This window comes from Lelliottia jeotgali, assembly GCF_016771845.1.
In the GTDB taxonomy this organism is placed as follows: domain Bacteria; phylum Pseudomonadota; class Gammaproteobacteria; order Enterobacterales; family Enterobacteriaceae; genus Enterobacter; species Enterobacter jeotgali.
This window is the reverse complement of sequence record NZ_JAENMQ010000001.1, coordinates 666,144-685,277: the sequence shown is the minus strand read 5'-3', so window position 1 is coordinate 685,277 and position 19,134 is coordinate 666,144. Positions and strand designations below refer to the sequence as shown.

At 51.8% G+C, this 19,134-nt stretch carries 19 protein-coding genes and 1 pseudogene; 12 read left to right on the top strand and 8 right to left on the bottom strand.

The window, feature by feature from the left end:
• The first annotated feature begins 5 nt into the window (after positions 1 to 5).
• Positions 6 to 2,054 carry a carboxy terminal-processing peptidase gene (prc, locus tag JBO43_RS03325; RefSeq protein WP_202673713.1) on the top strand — a complete coding sequence of 683 codons (2,049 nt, stop codon included), beginning with the start codon at positions 6 to 8 and terminating at the stop codon, positions 2,052 to 2,054.
• A gap of 193 nt (positions 2,055 to 2,247) precedes the next feature.
• Positions 2,248 to 3,129 (top strand): protease HtpX, encoded by an 882-nt coding sequence (gene htpX, locus JBO43_RS03320; RefSeq protein ID WP_095282358.1) that lies wholly within the window; start codon positions 2,248 to 2,250, stop codon positions 3,127 to 3,129.
• Positions 3,130 to 3,183: 54 nt separating this feature from the next.
• Here the strand turns inward: htpX and JBO43_RS03315 are convergent, their stop codons facing one another.
• Positions 3,184 to 4,557 (bottom strand): MFS transporter, encoded by a 1,374-nt coding sequence (locus JBO43_RS03315; RefSeq protein WP_202673712.1) that lies wholly within the window; start codon positions 4,555 to 4,557, stop codon positions 3,184 to 3,186.
• 178 nt (positions 4,558 to 4,735) lie between these two features.
• Between JBO43_RS03315 and kdgR the strand changes: the two genes are divergently transcribed.
• Complete coding sequence (gene kdgR / locus JBO43_RS03310) at positions 4,736 to 5,527, top strand: DNA-binding transcriptional regulator KdgR (RefSeq protein WP_095282356.1); 792 nt, start codon at positions 4,736 to 4,738, stop codon at positions 5,525 to 5,527.
• Positions 5,528 to 5,587: 60 nt separating this feature from the next.
• Here kdgR and JBO43_RS03305 read toward each other — a convergent pair whose 3' ends face one another.
• Positions 5,588 to 5,827, bottom strand: a complete 240-nt coding sequence (locus tag JBO43_RS03305) for a YobH family protein (RefSeq protein ID WP_095282355.1) — start codon at positions 5,825 to 5,827, stop codon at positions 5,588 to 5,590.
• A 160-nt stretch (positions 5,828 to 5,987) separates the two neighbouring features.
• On the opposite strand from JBO43_RS03305, the gene mgrB reads away from it, so the two are divergent.
• From mgrB to rlmA, 7 genes and pseudogenes are all read left to right on the top strand, one after another.
• On the top strand, positions 5,988 to 6,131 hold the full coding sequence (mgrB, locus tag JBO43_RS03300; protein ID WP_095282354.1) for a PhoP/PhoQ regulatory lipoprotein MgrB: 144 nt from the start codon (positions 5,988 to 5,990) through the stop codon (positions 6,129 to 6,131).
• A 73-nt stretch (positions 6,132 to 6,204) separates the two neighbouring features.
• Complete coding sequence (locus tag JBO43_RS03295; RefSeq protein WP_103946065.1) at positions 6,205 to 6,495, top strand: YebO family protein; 291 nt, start codon at positions 6,205 to 6,207, stop codon at positions 6,493 to 6,495.
• Between the two features lie 24 nt (positions 6,496 to 6,519).
• Positions 6,520 to 7,509 carry an MBL fold metallo-hydrolase gene (locus JBO43_RS03290; RefSeq protein WP_095282352.1) on the top strand — a complete coding sequence of 330 codons (990 nt, stop codon included), beginning with the start codon at positions 6,520 to 6,522 and terminating at the stop codon, positions 7,507 to 7,509.
• Between the two features lie 522 nt (positions 7,510 to 8,031).
• A pseudogene (locus JBO43_RS03285) lies at positions 8,032 to 8,176 on the top strand (DUF2627 domain-containing protein).
• Positions 8,177 to 8,188: 12 nt separating this feature from the next.
• Positions 8,189 to 8,398, top strand: a complete 210-nt coding sequence (cspE, locus tag JBO43_RS03280; protein ID WP_001062678.1) for a transcription antiterminator/RNA stability regulator CspE — start codon at positions 8,189 to 8,191, stop codon at positions 8,396 to 8,398.
• 219 nt (positions 8,399 to 8,617) lie between these two features.
• Positions 8,618 to 10,336, top strand: coding sequence for a peptidoglycan DD-transpeptidase FtsI2/PBP3(PARA) (ftsI, locus tag JBO43_RS03275; protein WP_167381235.1), 1,719 nt, complete (start codon positions 8,618 to 8,620; stop codon positions 10,334 to 10,336).
• A gap of 66 nt (positions 10,337 to 10,402) precedes the next feature.
• Positions 10,403 to 11,218 carry a 23S rRNA (guanine(745)-N(1))-methyltransferase gene (rlmA, locus tag JBO43_RS03270; protein WP_103946062.1) on the top strand — a complete coding sequence of 272 codons (816 nt, stop codon included), beginning with the start codon at positions 10,403 to 10,405 and terminating at the stop codon, positions 11,216 to 11,218.
• Here rlmA and mntP read toward each other — a convergent pair.
• From mntP to manX, 5 genes are all read right to left on the bottom strand, one after another.
• Positions 11,215 to 11,781, bottom strand: a complete 567-nt coding sequence (gene mntP / locus JBO43_RS03265; protein ID WP_095282349.1) for a manganese efflux pump MntP — start codon at positions 11,779 to 11,781, stop codon at positions 11,215 to 11,217. The genes rlmA and mntP overlap by 4 nt on opposite strands.
• Before the next feature lie 399 nt (positions 11,782 to 12,180).
• Positions 12,181 to 12,639: a DUF986 family protein gene (locus JBO43_RS03260; RefSeq protein ID WP_095282348.1), complete on the bottom strand. Its 459-nt coding sequence runs from the start codon at positions 12,637 to 12,639 to the stop codon at positions 12,181 to 12,183.
• Positions 12,640 to 12,693: 54 nt separating this feature from the next.
• The gene (locus JBO43_RS03255) at positions 12,694 to 13,545 is read right to left on the bottom strand and encodes a PTS mannose transporter subunit IID (protein ID WP_202673711.1); all 852 of its coding nucleotides are present in this window, start codon (positions 13,543 to 13,545) and stop codon (positions 12,694 to 12,696) included.
• A 12-nt stretch (positions 13,546 to 13,557) separates the two neighbouring features.
• Entirely contained in the window at positions 13,558 to 14,358 is an 801-nt protein-coding gene (gene manY / locus JBO43_RS03250; protein ID WP_022648448.1) for a PTS mannose transporter subunit IIC, read from the bottom strand.
• A gap of 48 nt (positions 14,359 to 14,406) precedes the next feature.
• Positions 14,407 to 15,369: a PTS mannose transporter subunit IIAB gene (manX, locus tag JBO43_RS03245; protein WP_202673710.1), complete on the bottom strand. Its 963-nt coding sequence runs from the start codon at positions 15,367 to 15,369 to the stop codon at positions 14,407 to 14,409.
• Positions 15,370 to 15,684: 315 nt separating this feature from the next.
• Here manX and JBO43_RS23165 point away from each other — a divergent pair, with 315 nt between their 5' ends.
• Together JBO43_RS23165 and yoaE are read left to right on the top strand one after the other, a co-directional pair.
• A complete protein-coding gene (locus JBO43_RS23165) occupies positions 15,685 to 15,843 on the top strand; it encodes a protein YoaL (RefSeq protein ID WP_407929810.1) in 159 nt (52 codons plus the stop codon).
• Positions 15,831 to 17,390, top strand: coding sequence for a CNNM family cation transport protein YoaE (gene yoaE, locus JBO43_RS03240; protein WP_095282345.1), 1,560 nt, complete (start codon positions 15,831 to 15,833; stop codon positions 17,388 to 17,390). Before JBO43_RS23165 ends, yoaE begins: the two co-directional genes overlap by 13 nt.
• A gap of 6 nt (positions 17,391 to 17,396) precedes the next feature.
• Here the strand turns inward: yoaE and JBO43_RS03235 are convergent, their stop codons facing one another.
• Complete coding sequence (locus JBO43_RS03235; protein ID WP_202673709.1) at positions 17,397 to 18,995, bottom strand: cyclic di-3',5'-guanosine monophosphate phosphodiesterase PdeD; 1,599 nt, start codon at positions 18,993 to 18,995, stop codon at positions 17,397 to 17,399.
• Positions 18,996 to 19,134 lie beyond the last annotated feature (139 nt).

Below are 19,134 nucleotides of genomic sequence, written 5' to 3'. Positions count from 1 at the left end.
CTGGCATGAACACTCTTTTTAAGATCACCGCGCTGGCTGGCCTGTTTGCAATAACAGGCCACGCTTTCGCAGTGGACGATATTACGCGTGCAGATCAAATTCCGGTGTTAAAGGAAGAGACTCAGCACGCAACGGTGAGTGAGCGCGTAACTTCGCGTTTCACCCGTTCACATTATCGTCAGTTCGATCTCGATCAGGCCTTTTCGGCCAAAATTTTTGATCGGTATCTGAACCTGCTGGATTACAGTCACAATGTGCTGCTGGCCAGTGACATTGAACAGTTCGCAAAACGTAAAACCGACGTCGGTGATGAGCTGCGCAGCGGTAAACTCGATCTGTTCTACGATCTCTACAATCTTTCCCAGAAGCGTCGTTTTGAACGTTATCAATACGCGCTGAAAGTGCTGGAACGTCCAATGGACTTCACCGGCAACGACAACTTCAATCTTGACCGCAGCAAAGCGCCGTGGCCGAAAGATGAAGCTGAATTGAATGCGCTGTGGGACGGCAAAGTTAAGTTCGATGAGCTGAGCCTCAAACTCACCGGTAAAGATGAGAAAGAGATTCGCGAAACGCTGACCCGTCGCTACAAATCGGCGATTCGCCGTCTGGCGCAGACCAACAGCGAAGACGTGTTCTCTCTGGCAATGACCGCCTTTGCGCACGAAATCGACCCGCATACAAACTACCTTTCCCCGCGCAACACCGAACAATTCAATACCGAAATGAGCCTGTCTCTGGAAGGTATTGGTGCGGTGCTGCAAATGGATGAAGACTACACGGTCATCAACTCCATGGTGGCAGGTGGCCCGGCTTCGAAAAGTAAAACGATTAGCGTCGGCGACCGTATCGTGGGCGTCGGTCAGACAGGGCAGAACATTGTCGATGTGATCGGTTGGCGTCTGGACGATGTCGTCGCATTAATTAAAGGCCCGAAAGGCAGCAAGGTTCGCCTTGAGATCTTGCCTGCGGGTAAAGGCACCAAAACCCGTATTGTTACGCTGACTCGCGAGCGCATCCGTCTTGAAGACCGCGCGGTGAAAATGTCCGTGAAAACGGTCGGCAAAGAGAAAGTTGGCGTCCTTGATATTCCTGGCTTCTATGTCGGTCTGACCGACGATGTCAAAGTACAGCTTCAGAAGCTTGAAAAGCAGAATGTCAGTAGCGTTATCATTGATTTGCGTACCAACGGCGGCGGAGCGCTGACCGAAGCAGTTTCGCTTTCTGGCCTGTTTATCCCGTCTGGTCCTGTGGTTCAGGTACGTGATAACAATGGCAAAGTGCGTGAAGATGCTGACACCGACGGCGTTGTTTACTACAAAGGTCCGCTGGTTGTGCTGGTCGATCGTTTCAGTGCTTCGGCATCTGAAATCTTTGCGGCGGCTATGCAGGATTATGGTCGTGCCCTGATTGTCGGCGAACCGACATTCGGTAAAGGTACGGTGCAGCAATACCGTTCCCTGAACCGCATTTACGATCAGATGCTGCGCCCTGAATGGCCTGCGCTGGGTTCTGTACAGTACACCATTCAGAAGTTCTATCGCGTGAACGGTGGCAGTACACAGCGTAAAGGCGTGACGCCGGACATCATGATGCCGACGGGCACCGAAGAGACAGAAACTGGCGAGAAGTTTGAAGATAACGCGTTGCCGTGGGATAGCATTAATGCTGCCACCTTCGTGAAATCAGGCGACATGACCCAGTTCGGACCTGAGCTGCTGAAAGCGCATAACGAACGTATCGCTAAAGACCCGGAATTCCAGTACATCATGAAGGACATTGCGCGCTTTAATGCCCTGAAAGATAAGCGGAATATCGTTTCTCTTAACTACGCTCAGCGTGAGAAAGAAAACAACGAAGATGATGCCACTCGACTGGCGCGCATCAACGACCGTTTCAAACGCGAAGGCAAGCCATTGCTGAAAAACCTGGAAGATCTGCCGAAGGATTACCAGGAGCCTGATCCTTACCTTGACGAGACGGTGCATATCGCTCTCGACCTGGCAAATCAGGAAAAGAGCAAACCGGCTGAACAGCCCGCTCCGGCGAAATAAGTCCCCAACAGGCACAAGAAATTGTGCCTGTTTTTTTTAGTTCTGCATCGTCCCGTCAGTAAGCCAATAAACAATGTAAAGTTGTGTCTTTCTGGTGACTTACGCCCCTCGAATCCTTGAAAATAGCCACAATACCCATACGATGTGGGTAATCGCATAGTGCGTTTTGTTAAACAGAGGTTAAAAGAAAATTATGATGCGAATCGCGCTCTTCCTGGTCACCAACCTTGCGGTTATGGTGGTATTCGGGCTTGTGCTAAGCCTGACAGGGATCCAATCGAGCAGCGTTCAAGGCCTGCTGATTATGGCGCTGCTGTTCGGTTTTGGTGGATCGTTTATTTCTCTGCTGATGTCGAAGTGGATGGCTCTGAAGTCGGTCGGTGGCGAAGTTATTGAACAGCCGCGTAACGATATGGAACAGTGGCTGATGAATACCGTGGCACAGCAGTCGCGCCAGGCGGGTATCGCTATGCCGCAGGTAGCGATTTATCACGCACCGGATATTAACGCCTTTGCAACGGGGGCTCGTCGTGATGCATCGCTGGTGGCTGTGAGCACCGGTCTGCTGCAGAATATGAGCCGTGATGAAGCTGAAGCCGTTATTGCCCATGAAATCAGCCACATCGCCAACGGCGACATGGTGACCATGACCCTGATTCAGGGCGTGGTAAACACCTTCGTCATCTTTATCTCGCGTATTCTGGCGCAGATTGCCGCAGGCTTCATGGGCGGCAACCGTGATGACGGTGAAGAAAGCAACGGCAACCCGCTGATCTATTTCGCGGTCGCCACGGTGCTGGAACTGGTGTTCGGTATTCTGGCAAGCATCATTACCATGTGGTTCTCCCGTCATCGTGAGTTCCATGCGGATGCGGGTTCAGCAAAACTGGTGGGTCGCGAGAAGATGATTGCCGCACTCCAGCGCCTGAAAACCAGCTATGAGCCGCAGGAAGCAACCAGCATGATGGCATTTTGCATCAACGGTAAATCAAAATCGCTGAGTGAGCTCTTTATGACTCACCCGCCACTGGATAAGCGTATCGAAGCGCTGCGCAGTGGGGAATACATTAAGTAACCGAGCAGTACGAAATAGAAGCCGGGTTGAGCAGAAATTGCCACCCGGCTTTTTTTATGCCTCAACGCGAGGTTGCGTAACGCGCAGGCCGCTGATGACGGCGGCGAGTGTGCCTAGCGTTCCGGCTGTAAAGAGCGCGACATGCGTGCCATTTTGTCCGGCGACGTTAAACATCAGCGCCACCAGCGCGGCCCCTGAGCTTTGTCCTAACAGACGCGCGGTGCCTAGCATTCCGCTGGCACCACCGCTGCGATGACGCGGAGCGGCGGTGATGATGGTGTGATTATTCGGTGACTGGAACAGGCCAAAACCGGCCCCGCACAGGATCATGCGCCAGATAATATCCGGATCCGTCGGTGCCGCTGGCAACATTGCCAGCGCGAACAGTCCGGTCGCCATCACCACTAAACCTAACGCACCCAGTAATCCCGCATGAACCCGTTCAATGAGATAGCCCGCAAGCGGAGCCATCACCATAGTCGCCAGCGGCCACGGGGTGAGCAGTAAACCGGTTTCGACTTCAGTGCGTCCAATCACGCCTTGCAAAAAGAAGGGCAAAGAGACCAGGGCCAGCATCTGGGCGCAGAAAGAGCAAATGGACGTGCCAATCGAGAGGGAAAACAGCGGAATGCGCAGCAGATCGACAGGCAGCAGCGGGGTGGGCAGTGCCAGCTGGCGGCGGACAAAGAAGAAACCGATGACCAGCATGGCGACAATCTCAGCAGCAATTAATGCCAGGGATTGTCCCTGGGCAAAGCCGCTGAGTGCTGTTATCAGCAAGCCAAAGGTCAGGGCATTCATCACTGCGCTCGGTAGATCAAAGCGCGGCATCGAGCTTTTGGCGCTGTTTTCAGGCAGATAGCGCAGGGCAAAAAGTAGGGCAATAATCCCCAGCGGCACGTTAATCAGGAACAGCCACTGCCACGACGCGACCGAGAGAATGGCTGCTGCAATGGTTGGCCCGGCGGCAGAAGAAACCGCCACAATGAACGAGTTAATCCCCATCCCACGTCCAAGGTGACGTTGCGGGTAGATAAGGCGTATCAGCGCGGTATTCACGCTCATCAGTGCCGCGCCGCCAAATCCCTGTGCGATACGCGCAAAGGTGAGCGTGTGCAGAGAGTCAGAAAGTGCGCAAAACAGGGACGTGACAGTAAACACAGCCAGGCCGCACTGGTAGACGCGGCGATAGCCGAACATATCTCCAAGAAATGAGAAAGAGAGCAGGGAAACAACAATAGCAATCTGGTACGCATTGACCACCCAAATGGAACTGGCGGCGGAAGCGTGCAAATCGCTGGCGATAGTAGGAAGTGCCACGTTTGCAATGGCGCCGTCAAGGACAGCCATTGAGATACCGATAATAATGGTAGCAATTGCACCGTACCGTTGCGGCAAGGGCAAACCATCAGAGGGATTTTTTTCCATGGGAAATGAAACGCTCAGGGTGATATTATTCTCAGGGTAACTATTTTAGCATCGTTATTTCGGTTTTATGTCGCAGATTTGTAACGAAGTAAACGCAGATTGATTGCAGCTTGCCGGTCACGAATTTATAATAAAAACCGGTTCTGATTTTTATAAAACACTCGCAATGAGGTGATTAATGGCTATCGCAGATTTGGATAAACAGCCAGATTCTGTTTCTTCCGTGCTGAAGGTGTTTGGCATCTTACAGGCGCTTGGTGAAGAGCGCGAGATTGGTATTACAGAGTTGTCGCAGCGTGTGATGATGTCGAAAAGCACCGTTTATCGCTTTCTGCAAACCATGAAATCTCTGGGCTATGTTGCACAGGAAGGTGAATCTGAGAAATATTCTCTGACCCTGAAACTGTTCGAATTGGGTGCCCGTGCTCTGCAAAATGTGGATCTCATTCGCAGCGCTGACATTCAAATGCGTGAACTTTCACGCCTGACGAAAGAGACTGTCCACTTAGGCGCACTGGATGAAGACAGCATCGTCTACATCCACAAAATCGACTCCATGTACAATCTGCGTATGTACTCACGCATTGGTCGTCGTAACCCGCTTTACAGTACCGCTATCGGTAAAGTTCTGCTGGCGTGGCGTGACCGCGAGGAAGTTAAAGAAATCCTCGAAGGTGTTGAATACAAGCGCAGTACGGAACGCACTATCACCAGCACCGATGAGTTGCTGACTGTGCTGGATAAAGTCCGCGAGCAGGGCTATGGCGAAGATAACCAGGAGCAGGAAGAGGGCTTACGTTGTATCGGCGTCCCTGTGTTTGATCGCTTTGGTGTGGTTATCGCGGGCCTGAGCATCTCTTTCCCGACGCTGCGTTTCTCGGAAGAGCGCCTGCACGAGTATGTTGAAATGCTGCATACGGCGGCGCGCAAGATTTCTGAACAGATGGGCTATAACGACTATCCGTTCTAAAATCAGTCAATAAAAAACGCCGCTAAAAATGCGGCGTTTTTTATTCGGTGGCAAGCCAGATTAACCGTTATCCACGACCATCTTACTTTTACGCAGCACAGGGCAATTGGACAGACCGATAATACCGCTGTCAGTGTGCAAATACTGTGCAGTGTTGACGCCATTAGCGGTCAAGTACTTACATTGAATGCCCAGTCCTGCTGCGTTTTCTGTGCTTCCCATCAACACGCCGTATCCAGAAAGTAATAAACCAATCCACACAATAGCAAGGACAATAATTGTCCGAATAATGAATCGCATTGATGCCTCTTTTTTTTGCTAATAATGCTATTAAGCGTAATAGTTTTACTCTATGAAACAAGTGCATAATTCTGAAAATTTTCTGATGAAGGTACAGTTAGTTTTTGTTTAAGATAACCGTGATAACCTGGAGATATCAGGTAATAAGACGGAGTGTGGAGTGAAAAAATTTCGCTGGGTAATTCTGATCGTTGTGCTGATTGCATGCGTCATTTTATGGACACAGACGATCAATGTGATGTGCGATCAGGATGTACAGTTTTTTAGTGGCATTTGCGCGATCAATCAATTCATCCCCTGGTAGTACTCATTTTTCTAACAGATGGTACCCTTCCTCTGCGTCAGTGCTAAAATGGCGTTTTTATTGAGGTGGTAAAATGGGTGAGTTAGTGAATTCGGGGCTACTGAACGTAGCCTCAATGGTGATCTCTGTGATTGTTATGGTTATCGGGCTGGTGTTTTGGTTCTTTGTGAATCGTGCCAGTTCGCGTACCAATGAACAGATTGAGCTGCTGGAAGCGCTGCTTGACCAGCAGAAGCGCCAGAATGCGTTGCTTCGCCGACTGTGCGAAGCCAATGAGCCTGAAGAGAAAGACGTGCCGAAAGCACCGGCTGAAGCAGCCAAAGAAGACGAAGATGATTTCATTCGTCTGGTGGCTGAGCGCTAACACGCAGAGCAGGGGGAGGCGGCTATGGTCTGGAAAAATCCCTGGTATAACCCCTCCCTACAACATCATAGCCCTGACGGTTTTCGCAATATTGACGCTGCGGGTCATCAACCGGGTGACGTTGAACGTTGGCGTAAAGAGCGAAAAGAGGCGGGTTTACCGAAATCGCCTTCACTCGGCTATGACCATTTTATTCAACAATGGTGGCAGCCGGTCGAACTGAATGAACGCTCAGAAGATGGCGTGTGGTGGCTGGGGCATGCCAGCGTGCTTTTACGTTTAAATGGACAATATCTGCTGACCGACCCGGTATTGTCCAGGCGCGCTTCACCCTTGCCATTCGCTGGACCAGAACGCAAAACACCGCCTGCCATTAGCGTGGATTCCCTTCCACGAATTGATGCATTAATCATCTCTCACAATCACTACGATCATCTCGATTCTGCCACTATTCGCCCTCTACTGCGTCGCTTTCCTGAACTCGCCATTTTCGTTCCTTTGGGGCTAGGGGATTGGTTTCGTCGTCGCGGTGCTAAAAATATCACTGAGCTTGACTGGTGGCAGTGTGCGATCTTTCAGGGCATTTCCCTGACCGCTGTGCCGGCCCAGCACTGGAGTATGCGGACATTCTGGGATCGTAACCGCTCGCTGTGGTGCGGGTGGGTATTCGAAGGGACGACTCAGCGTTTCTGGTTCAGCGGCGACACGGGATATTCCCCTCAGCTGCTCGACATTCCTGAAAGGCTGGGGGAGATCACCGCCGCTGCTTTACCCGCTGGTGCGTATGCACCGCGCTGGTTCATGGCCTCTCATCATATGGACCCACAATCCGCCATCGCACTTTGGCAACAAATGGCAATGCCGCTCGCCTTTCCGATCCACTGGGGCGTGTTTGAGCTGGCCGATGAGTCTCTCGACGAGCCGGTGCTGGAGCTCACTCAGGCGCTGAGTAATGTAGCCCCGATTAATGACAACTTTAGAATATTGAAAATTGGTCAATATTTATCCCTGTGATCTTTCGCCGCCTCGCTGAATATATTCTCTATTACAACCCTGTTACTTGTCGTGTATTTCCATCGAAACGTTTTTCTTGCTTTCTTTTGAAGCAGTGTCACTAAACTTTCATTATTTTGGTGCAATACAGAAAACGGGAGTTTCAGACTTATATGAAGAAGCTGAACAACAAATAACCGGTTTATTTCATTGAGAAACTCAAACCCTTACGTTGATTTCAGCATAACTTTTCGCAAATTGTTCTAACTCAATCATTGCACTCAATAAACATTCGACGCACTCTGGATCTGTATCAAAGATTGAGCTAAGGTAAAATTGCTATAGATTACAGTGGCTATGAAGGTTGCTGTCAGGCGGGCTAACTCCGGTGGCTGTGCTATTAGTGTGCGGGCAGTTGTGCATAATGTAGCAAAGTAACATCAGAGTTTGTGCGGCGGATCTAGACACGTTTAAAAATGGCTTGCCATAATTTTCGTTGTATGTAATAACACGTTTTGGGTCAAACGAGGTACAGTTCTGTTTATGTGTGGCATTTTCAGTAAAGAAGTCCTGAGTAAACACGTTGTCGTTGAATACCGCTTCTCTGCCGAACCTTATATTAGTGCCTCAAGCAGTAATGTCTCAGTTTTATCTAAGTTAATGCCTGCGGGCTAAGAAAACAATCTAAGGAATTTTGCAAATGGCAAAGATTAAAGGTCAAGTTAAGTGGTTCAACGAGTCTAAAGGTTTTGGCTTCATTACTCCTGCTGATGGCAGCAAAGACGTGTTCGTACACTTCTCTGCAATCCAGGGTAACGGCTTCAAAACTCTGGCTGAAGGCCAGAACGTTGAGTTCGAAATTCAGGACGGCCAGAAAGGTCCGGCTGCTGTTAACGTAACCGCTATCTGATCGAATCCCTGCTGATTTAGAAGCGCTATTGCGTTTCGCTCTCAGACATAAAGCCTCGCTTCTGCGGGGCTTTTTTAATCCTTTTTTTTCAAAATGTTACCTTCTTCACTTCTGTTAGTAGTTTGTTGCAAAGCTGCGAGGTTAGAAGCATTGTTTTCGCACCAAAGGAACTCTTTTTCTCGTTAAATCAAGGCGCTGTTAATTAGACCTGGAGCTCGGGTGAAAAAGAAACTCTCTATCCCTGCCGGTAACTTCACCCCGGCGCGTTTTGCACTGCTTTGCCTTGCCATTTTCTTTAGTCTCGCATTCTTGCTGGGTCGCGTCGCCTGGCTACAAATCATCAAACCTGACAACCTGGTTAAACAGGAAGATATGCGCTCCCTGCGAGAAGTCGCGATCAACGCACCACGGGGAATGATTACCGACCGAGAAGGTCGACCGCTGGCGGTAAGTGTGCCGGTCAGAGCAGTGTGGGCTGACCCGAAAACAATTCTGGCGAAAGGAGGAGTCGGTTTTGACGATCGTTGGCAGGCGCTAGCCAGCGCCCTGCACATATCTCTTAGCACTCTGGCTGCGCGCATCAATAGCACTCCGCAGGGGCGTTTCATCTATCTTGCCCGCCAGGTCGACCCTTCACAGGCGCAATGGATCGATAAACTCAACTTGCCGGGGATTAATTTACGCGATGAGTCACGTCGCTTTTATCCTGCCGGGCATGTGGCGGCCAATCTTCTCGGTTTTACCAACATTGACGGGCAGGGGATTGAGGGCGTCGAAAAGAGCTTTAATAGCCAACTGACCGGTCAGCCAGGTGTAAGACGGGTGAGGGAAGATCGCTACGGGCATGTCATTGAAAACCTCACGGAAGTTTCTCCGGTGCCTGCGCACAATATTCAGCTCAGTATTGATGAGCGACTGCAGACAATCACCGAAGATGCATTAGACAACGCAGTGGCGTGGAATAAAGCCGAGTCGGGCGCGGCGGTACTGATTAACGTGCAGACCGGGGAAATTCTTTCGATGGCGAGCTTCCCAGACTTTAATCCCAACAATCGGGAAGGCGCAACGCTGAATGATTTCCGTAACCGTGCTATCAGCGATACCTTCGAGCCTGGCTCAACCGTCAAACCTCTGGTGCTGATGACGGCATTGCATCAGGGTCTGGTTCAGCCTGACAGTGTGATAGATACGCATCCGTACATGCTTGACGGCCACCGAATCCGCGACGTGGGCTACTATCCTGAATTATCGCTGACCGGCATTTTGCAAAAGTCGAGCGATACAGGGGTGTCGCGGCTCTCGCTGGCGATGCCAATACAGCATTTGTTAGATACCTATCAGGGTTTCGGTTTTGGTGAAAGCACAGGCCTGGGGCTGACCGGTGAGAGCAGCGGCTTACTTCCGCAGCGTAAATTCTGGAGCCAGCTTGATCGGGCGACATTTGCCTTTGGTTATGGACTGATGGTCACGCCGCTGCAGCTGGCGCACGTTTACGCCACCATCGGCAGCTATGGCCTTGAGCGTCCGCTGTCAATCACGCGAATCGATCCACCTGTCATGGGGCATCAGGTCATGCCTGAAGAGATTGTTCATCAGGTCGAACATATGATGGAAAGCGTGGCACTCCCTGGCGGAGGCGGTATTAAAGCGGCAGTGCGGGATTATCGCGTGGCAATAAAAACCGGTACTGCGAAAAAAATCGGTGATGACGGGAAGTATGTCGACAAATACGTTGCCTACACGGCGGGTGTCGCTCCGGCCAGTCGCCCCAGATTTGCGCTGGCCGTCGTTATTAACGATCCGCAGAATGGCAGCTATTATGGCGGCGCAGTGTCAGCCCCGGTGTTTAGCCAGATTATGGGCGATGTCCTGCGCATCGAAAATGTCGAACCCGATGGCTTAGCGCCCGATTCCAGCCATCTTATCGTCATGCGCTAAGCCAGGCGTTTTATACCAGGGCGAATAGCGGTACACTTTCGCCCTTTGCTATTGTCTGGAGTTACCATGTCATTCAGTTGTCCCCTATGCCACGCGTTGCTGACGCGCGAAGAAAACAGCTATACCTGTCCGCAGGGGCACCGGTTTGACCAGGCGAAAGAAGGGTACGTGAATTTGCTGCCAGTTCAGCATAAGCGTTCGCGCGATCCGGGCGATTCCGCTGAGATGATGCAGGCCCGTCGCGCATTTCTGGAAGCCGGACATTATCAGCCGCTGCGTGACGCTGTCGCTAATTGGCTTACCCATGTGCTGGGTGAAGGCGCGACGTCGATTCTGGATATTGGCTGTGGTGAAGGCTATTACACGGCGGCGTTCGCGGATGTCGCTAAGAGTAAAGGTGCAGAAACTGTCGGCCTTGATGTGTCTAAATCAGCGATCCGTGCCGCCGCGAAGCGCTATCCTCAGGTGACATTTTGTGTTGCCTCCAGCCATCGCCTGCCGTTTGAAGACGCCAGTCAGGACGCCATTATTCGTATTTACGCCCCGTGCAAAGCGCAAGAGCTGGCGCGGGTGGTTAAACCCGGCGGCTGGGTGCTGACCGTTACGCCAGGACCGAAACACCTGATGGAAATGAAAGGGCTGATTTATGACGAAGTGCGTCTGCACGCCCCGCATTCAGAACAGCTGGCAGGTTTTGCGCTGAAGCACGAACAGTCATTGGGTTACGAAATGGATCTGCAAGGCGAAGAGGCGGTGGCGCTACTTCAGATGACACCGTTCGCGTGGCGGGCAAAACCGGAAGTGTGGGAAACTTTAGGGAAACAAGAACAGTTCCGCTGCCAGACAGATTTTAGTCTTCACTGCTGGCAGCGCGAGAGTTAACCGTAGAAGTGCGACCAGAGGATCTGTCCGCCAATTCCGATTAACACAATACCGCCCAGAATTTCGGCTCGCTTACCTAACAGCGGGCCGATAAATCGACCGACCATCATGCCCAGCGTCGACATAATCAACGTCGCGCAGCCGATAGCCAGCGCGGTGGCGATAATATTCACCTGCAAAAACGCCAGACCGACACCGACGGCCATCGCATCAAGGCTGGTGGCAATCGCGGTGGTCACCAGCAGCCAGAAACCGTGGCGGTGAATCGGCGCTTCGTCTTCAGCGGTATTTCCGCGACACCCTTCAATGACCATACGCCCGCCGAGGAACGCCAGCAGAATAAAGGCAATCCAGTGGTTCCATTCCAGAACAAATTGGCTGGCCAGCATACCCATCGCCCAGCCAATAAGCGGGGTGAGCGTTTCAATGGCGCCAAAAATAAGACCGGTGCGCAGGGCTTCAGAGAATTTTGGTTTGTGGAGAGTGGCACCTTTTCCCATCGAAGCCGCGAAAGCGTCCATGGACATGCCGAAAGCGAGAAGGATCGTAGCGGAGATATTCATAAAAAGCGTCCAGACCGGGGATATCCATATGACACATCACTGCCCCCAGTAAACAGCAGTTGATGTATCTATGGTCTCGCCTGACCTCAATGCACAGAAACTGTGCAGTAAGCGATCCGTACGCACCACGTTTTTCAACGAGTATGTTGACACGTACATTTCCCTGGGACGGGAAATCGGCTACTCCCCAACGACGGGCGCAACCTTAACATATTTTTAGAATATAAAACAACAACAGGAATGTGTTATTACATTAACCAGTTGATAACGATTTTCATTTAGATTTATCGGTGAGAATAACGTTAATAAATATAAGTTAATTCAGTCTGGAATATAGCTGAGGCTATATATTGCACATATTCGAAAGGGACAATATATAGCCATTGCTATAAATATAACCTATTGAGTTTTAACCATTGTTTTGTATATTTTCTCAAGGTCATCGATATCCTTCACCCGGATGAGCAATCGGCGTTGTTCTAATTGCATCACCAGCACACCGTCTTCGGATAAATTCATCTCTTTAATACGGTTATATTCTATCCACGCATTGGCGAAGAAAAAACCATCCCGTTTAAAGATTGCCTTAGGCGCCCTGATCCAAAAGAGATAAATCGCCATTAATGCCAGCGCACATAATAACCATGTGGTTAATAATGCTCCATGACTCATGGCATTGTTGTAAATCAGGATGGCGAGAAGGCCAGCAAAGATAAACGCATCAACCCGACCGCGTCGCAGAAGGGGAACGCTGAGCAATGTCTCGCCGTGGCGGCGGGGCATAATGAATTCGTCATAAATGGCGTACGCCAGAAGGGCAACAATAAACAGAACCAGTACGATGTCCGTAACCGTCATTCGTCCTCCAGAATAAAAAACCGGGGGCAAGCCCCCGGTGGATAAAGCAAAAACTTACAGACCCAGCAGGCCGATAGCGTAACCCACGATACCGATGACGAAGAAGCCAACGATGATCCACAGAGCGTTCACTTTCTTACGCAGCAGCCACATACAGGCGAAGGTCAGCAGCAGTGGCACCAGGCCCGGCATCAGCTGGTCCAGGATGGTCTGCACGGTGGTTACACGCGTTTGCCCATCTTGGCCGGTGATGGTCGACACCACCAGCGGGATGTTCACGTGCGTCCACTTGTTCACCAGGGCCCCCATGACAAAGAGGCCGAGAATGGACGCCCCCTCAGTCAGTTTCTGCAGGAAGCCGCCGCCCATATCAGAAACGATATCGACACCTTTACGGTAGCCGTAAGCCACGCCGTAGTAACGGGTCGCCAGACGGACTGCGTTGAACAGAATGAAGAACAGCAGTGGACCGAGCAGGCTGCCGCTCATCGCGATACCCGCGCCGAGTGCCGCGAAGACCGGACGCACGGTACCCCAGAAGATCGGGTCACCCACGCCTGCCAGCGGACCCATCAGACCAACTTTGATACCGTTGATAGCACCATCGTCAATCTCTGCGCCGTTCGCACGCTGCTCTTCCATCGCTAAGGTTACGCCGAGAACCGGAGCCGCAACGTAAGGATGGGTGTTAAAGAATTCCAGGTGACGTTTAATCGCCTGGCGACGTGCTTCGTTGTTTTCCGGATACAGGCGTCTAATCGCCGGTACCATAGAGAAGCAGAAGCCCAGCGCCTGCATACGTTCGAAGTTCCATGAACCCTGGAACAGGTTCGAACGCAGGAATACGCCACGAATATCACCCGGAGTGAGTTTTCTCTCGGTGGTAGTTTTTGTCATATCAACCATTTCGCTCACCTGCTAGTCCAGTTCGTTATCGAGATCGTTGTTACCAGCAGCCTGCGCTGGTGCACCCGCGACGCGGTTATATTTCGGGCTCAGCTGGATGTACAGAATCGCCATCACCGCACCAATCACACCCAGAGCAACCAGGTTGAAGTTAGTGAACGCCGCGGTAACAAAGCCGAGGTAGAAGAACGGCATCAGGTAGCCTGCGCGCATCATGTTGATGACCATCGCATAACCAACCACCACGATCATGCCACCCGCGATGTTCAGACCGCCGGTCACGACTTCTGGAATCGCGTTCAGCATGCTCTGCACTTCGCTGGTACCAACAGAGATGGCAACGATAACCGCAGGGATAGCGATACGCATTGCCTGCAGGAACAGGGACGAGACGTGGATCCACGAGAGCGCCGTCAGGTTGCCATTATCTGCCGCCTTGTCCGCCGCGTGCTGGAAGGCCACGGTGATAGTACGAACGATGATGGTCAGAACCTGGCCAGCTGCTGCCAGTGGGATAGCCAGTGCGATACCGGCACCGATGCTTTGATGTCCGGCAATAACCAGAACCGTAGAAATGATGGATGCCAGTGCCGCATCAGGCGCAACTGCCGCACCGATGTTCATCCAGCCCAGAGCGATCATTTCCAGCGTACCACCGATGATAATACCGGTTTTCATATCGCCGAGAACGGCGCCAATCAACGTACAGGCCACCAGTGGACGGTGGAACTGAAATTCATCAAGTACGGATTCCATACCCGCAATACACGCGACGATGAACACCAGCACAATCTGAAGAGTGGTAATCTCCATTGTACTTCTCCTATAACATAAGCTTTATGTGAAAAATCAGCGCCTGGGTTATTTCCCAACTTTGCCGATCAAATCCATCATTTTCAGTCTCTGATCCGTGGAAACTTTACGGGCTTCCAGTTCAATACCGCGTGCATTCAGCTTATTGAAGGCTTCGATATCTTTTTCATCGACGGAAATCGCGTTGTTTACCTGCGTTTTGCCCTGACGGAAAGCCATACCACCGATATTCACGGAGGTGATTTTCACGCCGCCTTCCACAACGCGCTCAACGTCTGTCGGGTTGGTGAACAGGAGCATTACGCGTTCACCGGCATATTTTGGGTTGTTATACACGCGGATCATCTTAGCGACGTCCACGACGTGTGCGGTAACGCCCGGAGGAGCAACCTGGGTGAGAAGGGTTTTACGAACGTGATCGGCGGCCACTTCGTCGCTGACGACGATAATGCGTTTCACGTTGGTTTCTTTGGTCCAGCGCGTTGCCACCTGGCCGTGGATTAAGCGGTCATCAATACGCGCCAGCCCGATAACCATGTAATCGTTCGCGCCCATAGGTTTGGTGGGAACGGCAGATTTCACGGCAGCAGCAACCGGAGCAGGTTTTTCTACGGGTTGTGCCTTCAGCGCTTTTACGCCTTCACGACCGGTTTCAACAGCCAGATCGACCAGTTCGTCAAAGCTCGGGTTATCGTCACGCGCCATCAGCGTTTCCACCAGCATCGGGATGTTTACGCCAGCGACAACTTCATGATGCTCTTTATCGACGACAATGCGGCTGGCGGCGTTAAACGGACTGCCACCCCATGTATCAACGAGAAACAGCACGCCTTTGCTGGTATCCAGCTTCTCCAGTTGAGCAGTGTATTTCTCAATCAGCGTTTCAGCGTTTTCGCCAGGGACGAAATCGATCCAGCCGACGTTTTCCTGCTCACCCAACAGCATTTCTGCGGTTTTGAGTAACTGCTCTGCAGCCCAACCATGTGTGCCTATTACAATAGCAATGGTCACTTGCTACCTCCTTTTATTATCATTAATACGCCTGCCCGCAGGCGTACTGAGAAACGTTTTCGGCGCACCGAATCGATTCAGATAAGGGTTATAGTTAAGTTAACTAAGACTTCCGGGATTTATTTTAGATAGTGAAAAAATAATTTATGTGATGAAGATCCGTAATTTAGCTTCACAGAGCAGATTTATCTCAAATGAAAATCGACTCTGTAACATAACTTTGCAAAGGAAAGTAAATCTTTGCTAAAAAGCTATTGTCTCTGATATGTTTAGCCTCCGTTTAATTACCAGGAGTATAGGGCTACAGCCCACCGTATGGACCGTCACCGACGTCAGTCATCTAACAGGCCATTTTGCGCCTCGCTCGCCGGCGAACCTCGCCACCCATTGCACACGTCTACCGTCATTTCGCCCACTGTTTTCGGGGCGCCGTTTAGTCATTCCTTTAGCAGGAGCTTTCCATGGAATTCTTAATGGACCCGTCAATCTGGGTGGGATTACTCACGCTGGTTGTTCTTGAGATAGTTCTTGGTATCGACAACCTGGTGTTTATCGCCATCCTTGCGGATAAGCTGCCGCCAAAACAGCGCGATAAAGCGCGTTTAATCGGCCTTTCGCTGGCGCTTATCATGCGACTTGCGCTGTTGTCCGTCATTTCGTGGATGGTCACTCTGACCAAACCGCTGTTTACCGTGATGGATTTCACCTTCTCCGGCCGTGATTTGATCATGCTGGTGGGGGGACTTTTCCTGCTCTTCAAAGCAACAACCGAGTTGCATGAACGGCTGGAAAACCGACAGCACGACGACGGACACGGTAAGGGGTATGCGAGTTTCTGGGTGGTTGTCGCGCAGATTGTGGTGCTTGATGCTGTCTTCTCGCTGGATGCGGTGATTACCGCTGTCGGCATGGTGAACCATCTGCCGGTAATGATGGCCGCGGTAGTGATTGCAATGGCCGTGATGTTGCTGGCGTCTAAGCCGCTGACGCGTTTTGTGAACGAACATCCGACGGTTGTGGTCTTGTGTCTGAGCTTCCTGCTGATGATTGGCCTGAGCCTGGTCGCAGAAGGTTTCGGTTTCCATATTCCTAAAGGTTACCTGTACGCCGCGATTGGCTTCTCGATTCTTATCGAGCTGTTTAACCAGATTGCGCGCCGTAACTTTATTAAACAGCAGTCTAATCAGCCGCTGCGTGCCCGTACCGCTGACGCCATCCTGCGTCTGATGGGCGGTCGCCGCCAGACCAACGTCCAGCCTGAAACCGCGAACCGTAACCCGGTGCCGGTGCCAGAAGGCGCGTTTGTTGAAGAAGAGCGTTACATGATTAACGGCGTGCTGTCGCTGGCGTCACGCTCGTTGCGTGGGATCATGACCCCGCGCGGTGAAATTAGCTGGGTAGATGCCAACCTGAGCGTGGATGAAATTCGCCAGCAGTTGCTCTCCTCACCGCACAGCCTGTTCCCGGTATGTCGCGGTGAACTGGACGAGATAATCGGCGTCGTTCGCGCGAAAGAAATGCTGGTGGCGCTGGAAGAGGGCGTTAACGTGGAAGCTATCGCGGCGGCCTCTCCGGCAATTGTGGTCCCGGAAACGCTGGACCCGATCAATCTGCTGGGCGTCCTGCGCCGTGCGCGCGGTAGCTTTGTTATCGTGACCAACGAATTTGGTGTGGTGCAGGGCCTTGTGACGCCGCTGGACGTGCTGGAAGCGATTGCCGGTGAATTCCCGGATGCCGATGAAACGCCAGAAATTGTTGCTGATGGCGACGGCTGGTTAGTGAAAGGCACCACCGATCTGCACGCTCTGCAACATACGCTGGGCCTCGACAATATCATCAACGATGAAGAAGATATTGCCACCGTTGCCGGGTTAGTCATTGCGGTTAACGGCCAAATCCCACGTGTTGGCGACATCATTGAACTGCCGCGATTGCAAATCACCATCGTACAGGCGAACGATTACCGCGTAGACATGGTGCGTATTGTTAAAGAGCAGTCCGACCACGACGAAGAAGAGTAATCAGGTTTAACGCAACGGCATAACCGGAAGGATATGCCCGTTACGCGGTGCTGGCGGAGGTGAACTCTCTGCCAGCCACTGCGGAAAATCCTTCAGCGGCATTGGTCGCGCATACAAGAAACCCTGCAAGATATTGACCCCGTGATGGCGCAAATAGCGCGCCTGCTCCTGCGTTTCCACGCCCTCGGCGACCAGCTCGATATTCAGACGCTGCCCCAGCGCAATAATGATATCTGTCACTGTCGAATTCACCGCATCAGTACCCAGCGCGGTGGTAAACGATTTGTCTATTTTGAGCACGTCCGGGCGCAGTTTTTCCAGCCATGAAAGTGAGCTGTTGCCAGTACCAAAATCATCAATCGCCAGCTTCACCTCTTTACGATACAGTTCCCGCACGATGCGATAATCCACATCCAGCAGCGCGTCGCGCTCGGTGAGTTCGACAATCAGCTGTTGTTTTGGACGGGCGCTAAACCAGTAGCGATTCAGATCCTGGAGCAGCACGCCATTGCGAAAGTGGCTGGCTGCGACGTTAATGCCGATATGAAATCCTTTGTTCGCCGGAAAATAGCCAATCTGACGGACGGTTTCCATAATCACGTAGCGCGTCAGCGGAACGATCAGATTATGTTCCTCCGCCAGCGGAATAAACACGTCGGGGGAAATCCAGCCCTGGCGAGGATTATTCCAGCGCAGCAGGATCTCCACTCCGACGCATTTCTGCGTGCGGGCATTGAGCAACGGCTGGCAGAACAGTTCGAACTCCCGCGCGGCCAGTCCAAGGTTAATTTCCCAGGTAAAACTCATGCGACTGGCAGTGGCAAGCCAGGCGATATAGCCCAGCAGCAGGCTCAGCAGGACGGCCAGCGGAAGCTGTGAGGGAAGATTGATCAGCGCCAGTTCGCTGGCACCCGGCCCGCTGACGGTGATGGTGAAGGGGAAATGGCCTGATGTTTGGCTCAGGATCATGGCGTCTTGCGTGACTGCCAGCGTGTCAGTGACGTTCTGCCCGTAACGCAGGAATTTGTTCCCGACGTTCAGACTCACATCGGTGATCAGCGGGCGCTGCGGCTCAAGCATCATTTTGGTGATCAGATCGATATTCACAATCTGCATCACACCATCTTCTCCGCTGTCGGAAACCGGATACCACTGGATCAGAATCGGACTGCCTTTGAGCAGCGATTTGTCCGTCGACAGGACCAGTTGCGGCTGGCTGGAGGGCAGATCGGGTTGCACCTGGCGGATGGGAACATCGCGATCGCCAAAAATGCTGGAGCAGTAAAGGATACCGTCTTTAATCAGCGCAATAGAACGTACGGTTTGCAGGGTTGCGGCCCGTTTACGCAGCGCCAGATGGGCGTCAGGACAGGGCGATCCGACCAGAGCTTGCAAGGTTTCTCGGCCCGCCTGCAGCGGCATCAGGATCTTATCCAGCGCATTCACCGAGTGGCTGACAAAGGCGTGAACACGTTCCTGATTTAAATTGCGCTGTGAAATAAAACGAATGCCGAGGGTCAGAAAGAGCGTAAAAAAAGCCACCAGCACACAGACAATAATGCGGTTTCGGCGATAGCTTTTAATGATCCTTTGCGCATTCTGCATGAAAGGGGGCTCGATAAGCCGCCAGCACAGGAGCCAGGGCAACACAGAAAGTGTAGTGGGGAAATGTTACGGTGACGAGAAAGCGAATAAATATCGCCCATCCGTTGCAGATGGGCGAGAGAGAATAATCAATGGAGTG

Coding starts and splice junctions, on each gene's coding strand:
- rlmA (WP_103946062.1), top strand. CDS start 10,403: ATGTCATTCAGTTGTCCCCTATGCCACGCGTTGCTGACGCGCGAAGAA.
- JBO43_RS03235 (WP_202673709.1), bottom strand. CDS start 18,995: ATGCAGAATGCGCAAAGGATCATTAAAAGCTATCGCCGAAACCGCATT.
- mntP (WP_095282349.1), bottom strand. CDS start 11,781: ATGAATATCTCCGCTACGATCCTTCTCGCTTTCGGCATGTCCATGGAC.
- JBO43_RS03295 (WP_103946065.1), top strand. CDS start 6,205: ATGGGTGAGTTAGTGAATTCGGGGCTACTGAACGTAGCCTCAATGGTG.
- JBO43_RS03290 (WP_095282352.1), top strand. CDS start 6,520: ATGGTCTGGAAAAATCCCTGGTATAACCCCTCCCTACAACATCATAGC.
- prc (WP_202673713.1), top strand. CDS start 6: ATGAACACTCTTTTTAAGATCACCGCGCTGGCTGGCCTGTTTGCAATA.
- JBO43_RS03255 (WP_202673711.1), bottom strand. CDS start 13,545: ATGGTTGATATGACAAAAACTACCACCGAGAGAAAACTCACTCCGGGT.
- JBO43_RS03305 (WP_095282355.1), bottom strand. CDS start 5,827: ATGCGATTCATTATTCGGACAATTATTGTCCTTGCTATTGTGTGGATT.
- JBO43_RS03260 (WP_095282348.1), bottom strand. CDS start 12,639: ATGACGGTTACGGACATCGTACTGGTTCTGTTTATTGTTGCCCTTCTG.
- cspE (WP_001062678.1), top strand. CDS start 8,189: ATGGCAAAGATTAAAGGTCAAGTTAAGTGGTTCAACGAGTCTAAAGGT.
- kdgR (WP_095282356.1), top strand. CDS start 4,736: ATGGCTATCGCAGATTTGGATAAACAGCCAGATTCTGTTTCTTCCGTG.
- JBO43_RS23165 (WP_407929810.1), top strand. CDS start 15,685: ATGGACCGTCACCGACGTCAGTCATCTAACAGGCCATTTTGCGCCTCG.
- htpX (WP_095282358.1), top strand. CDS start 2,248: ATGATGCGAATCGCGCTCTTCCTGGTCACCAACCTTGCGGTTATGGTG.
- JBO43_RS03315 (WP_202673712.1), bottom strand. CDS start 4,557: ATGGAAAAAAATCCCTCTGATGGTTTGCCCTTGCCGCAACGGTACGGT.
- manY (WP_022648448.1), bottom strand. CDS start 14,358: ATGGAGATTACCACTCTTCAGATTGTGCTGGTGTTCATCGTCGCGTGT.
- yoaE (WP_095282345.1), top strand. CDS start 15,831: ATGGAATTCTTAATGGACCCGTCAATCTGGGTGGGATTACTCACGCTG.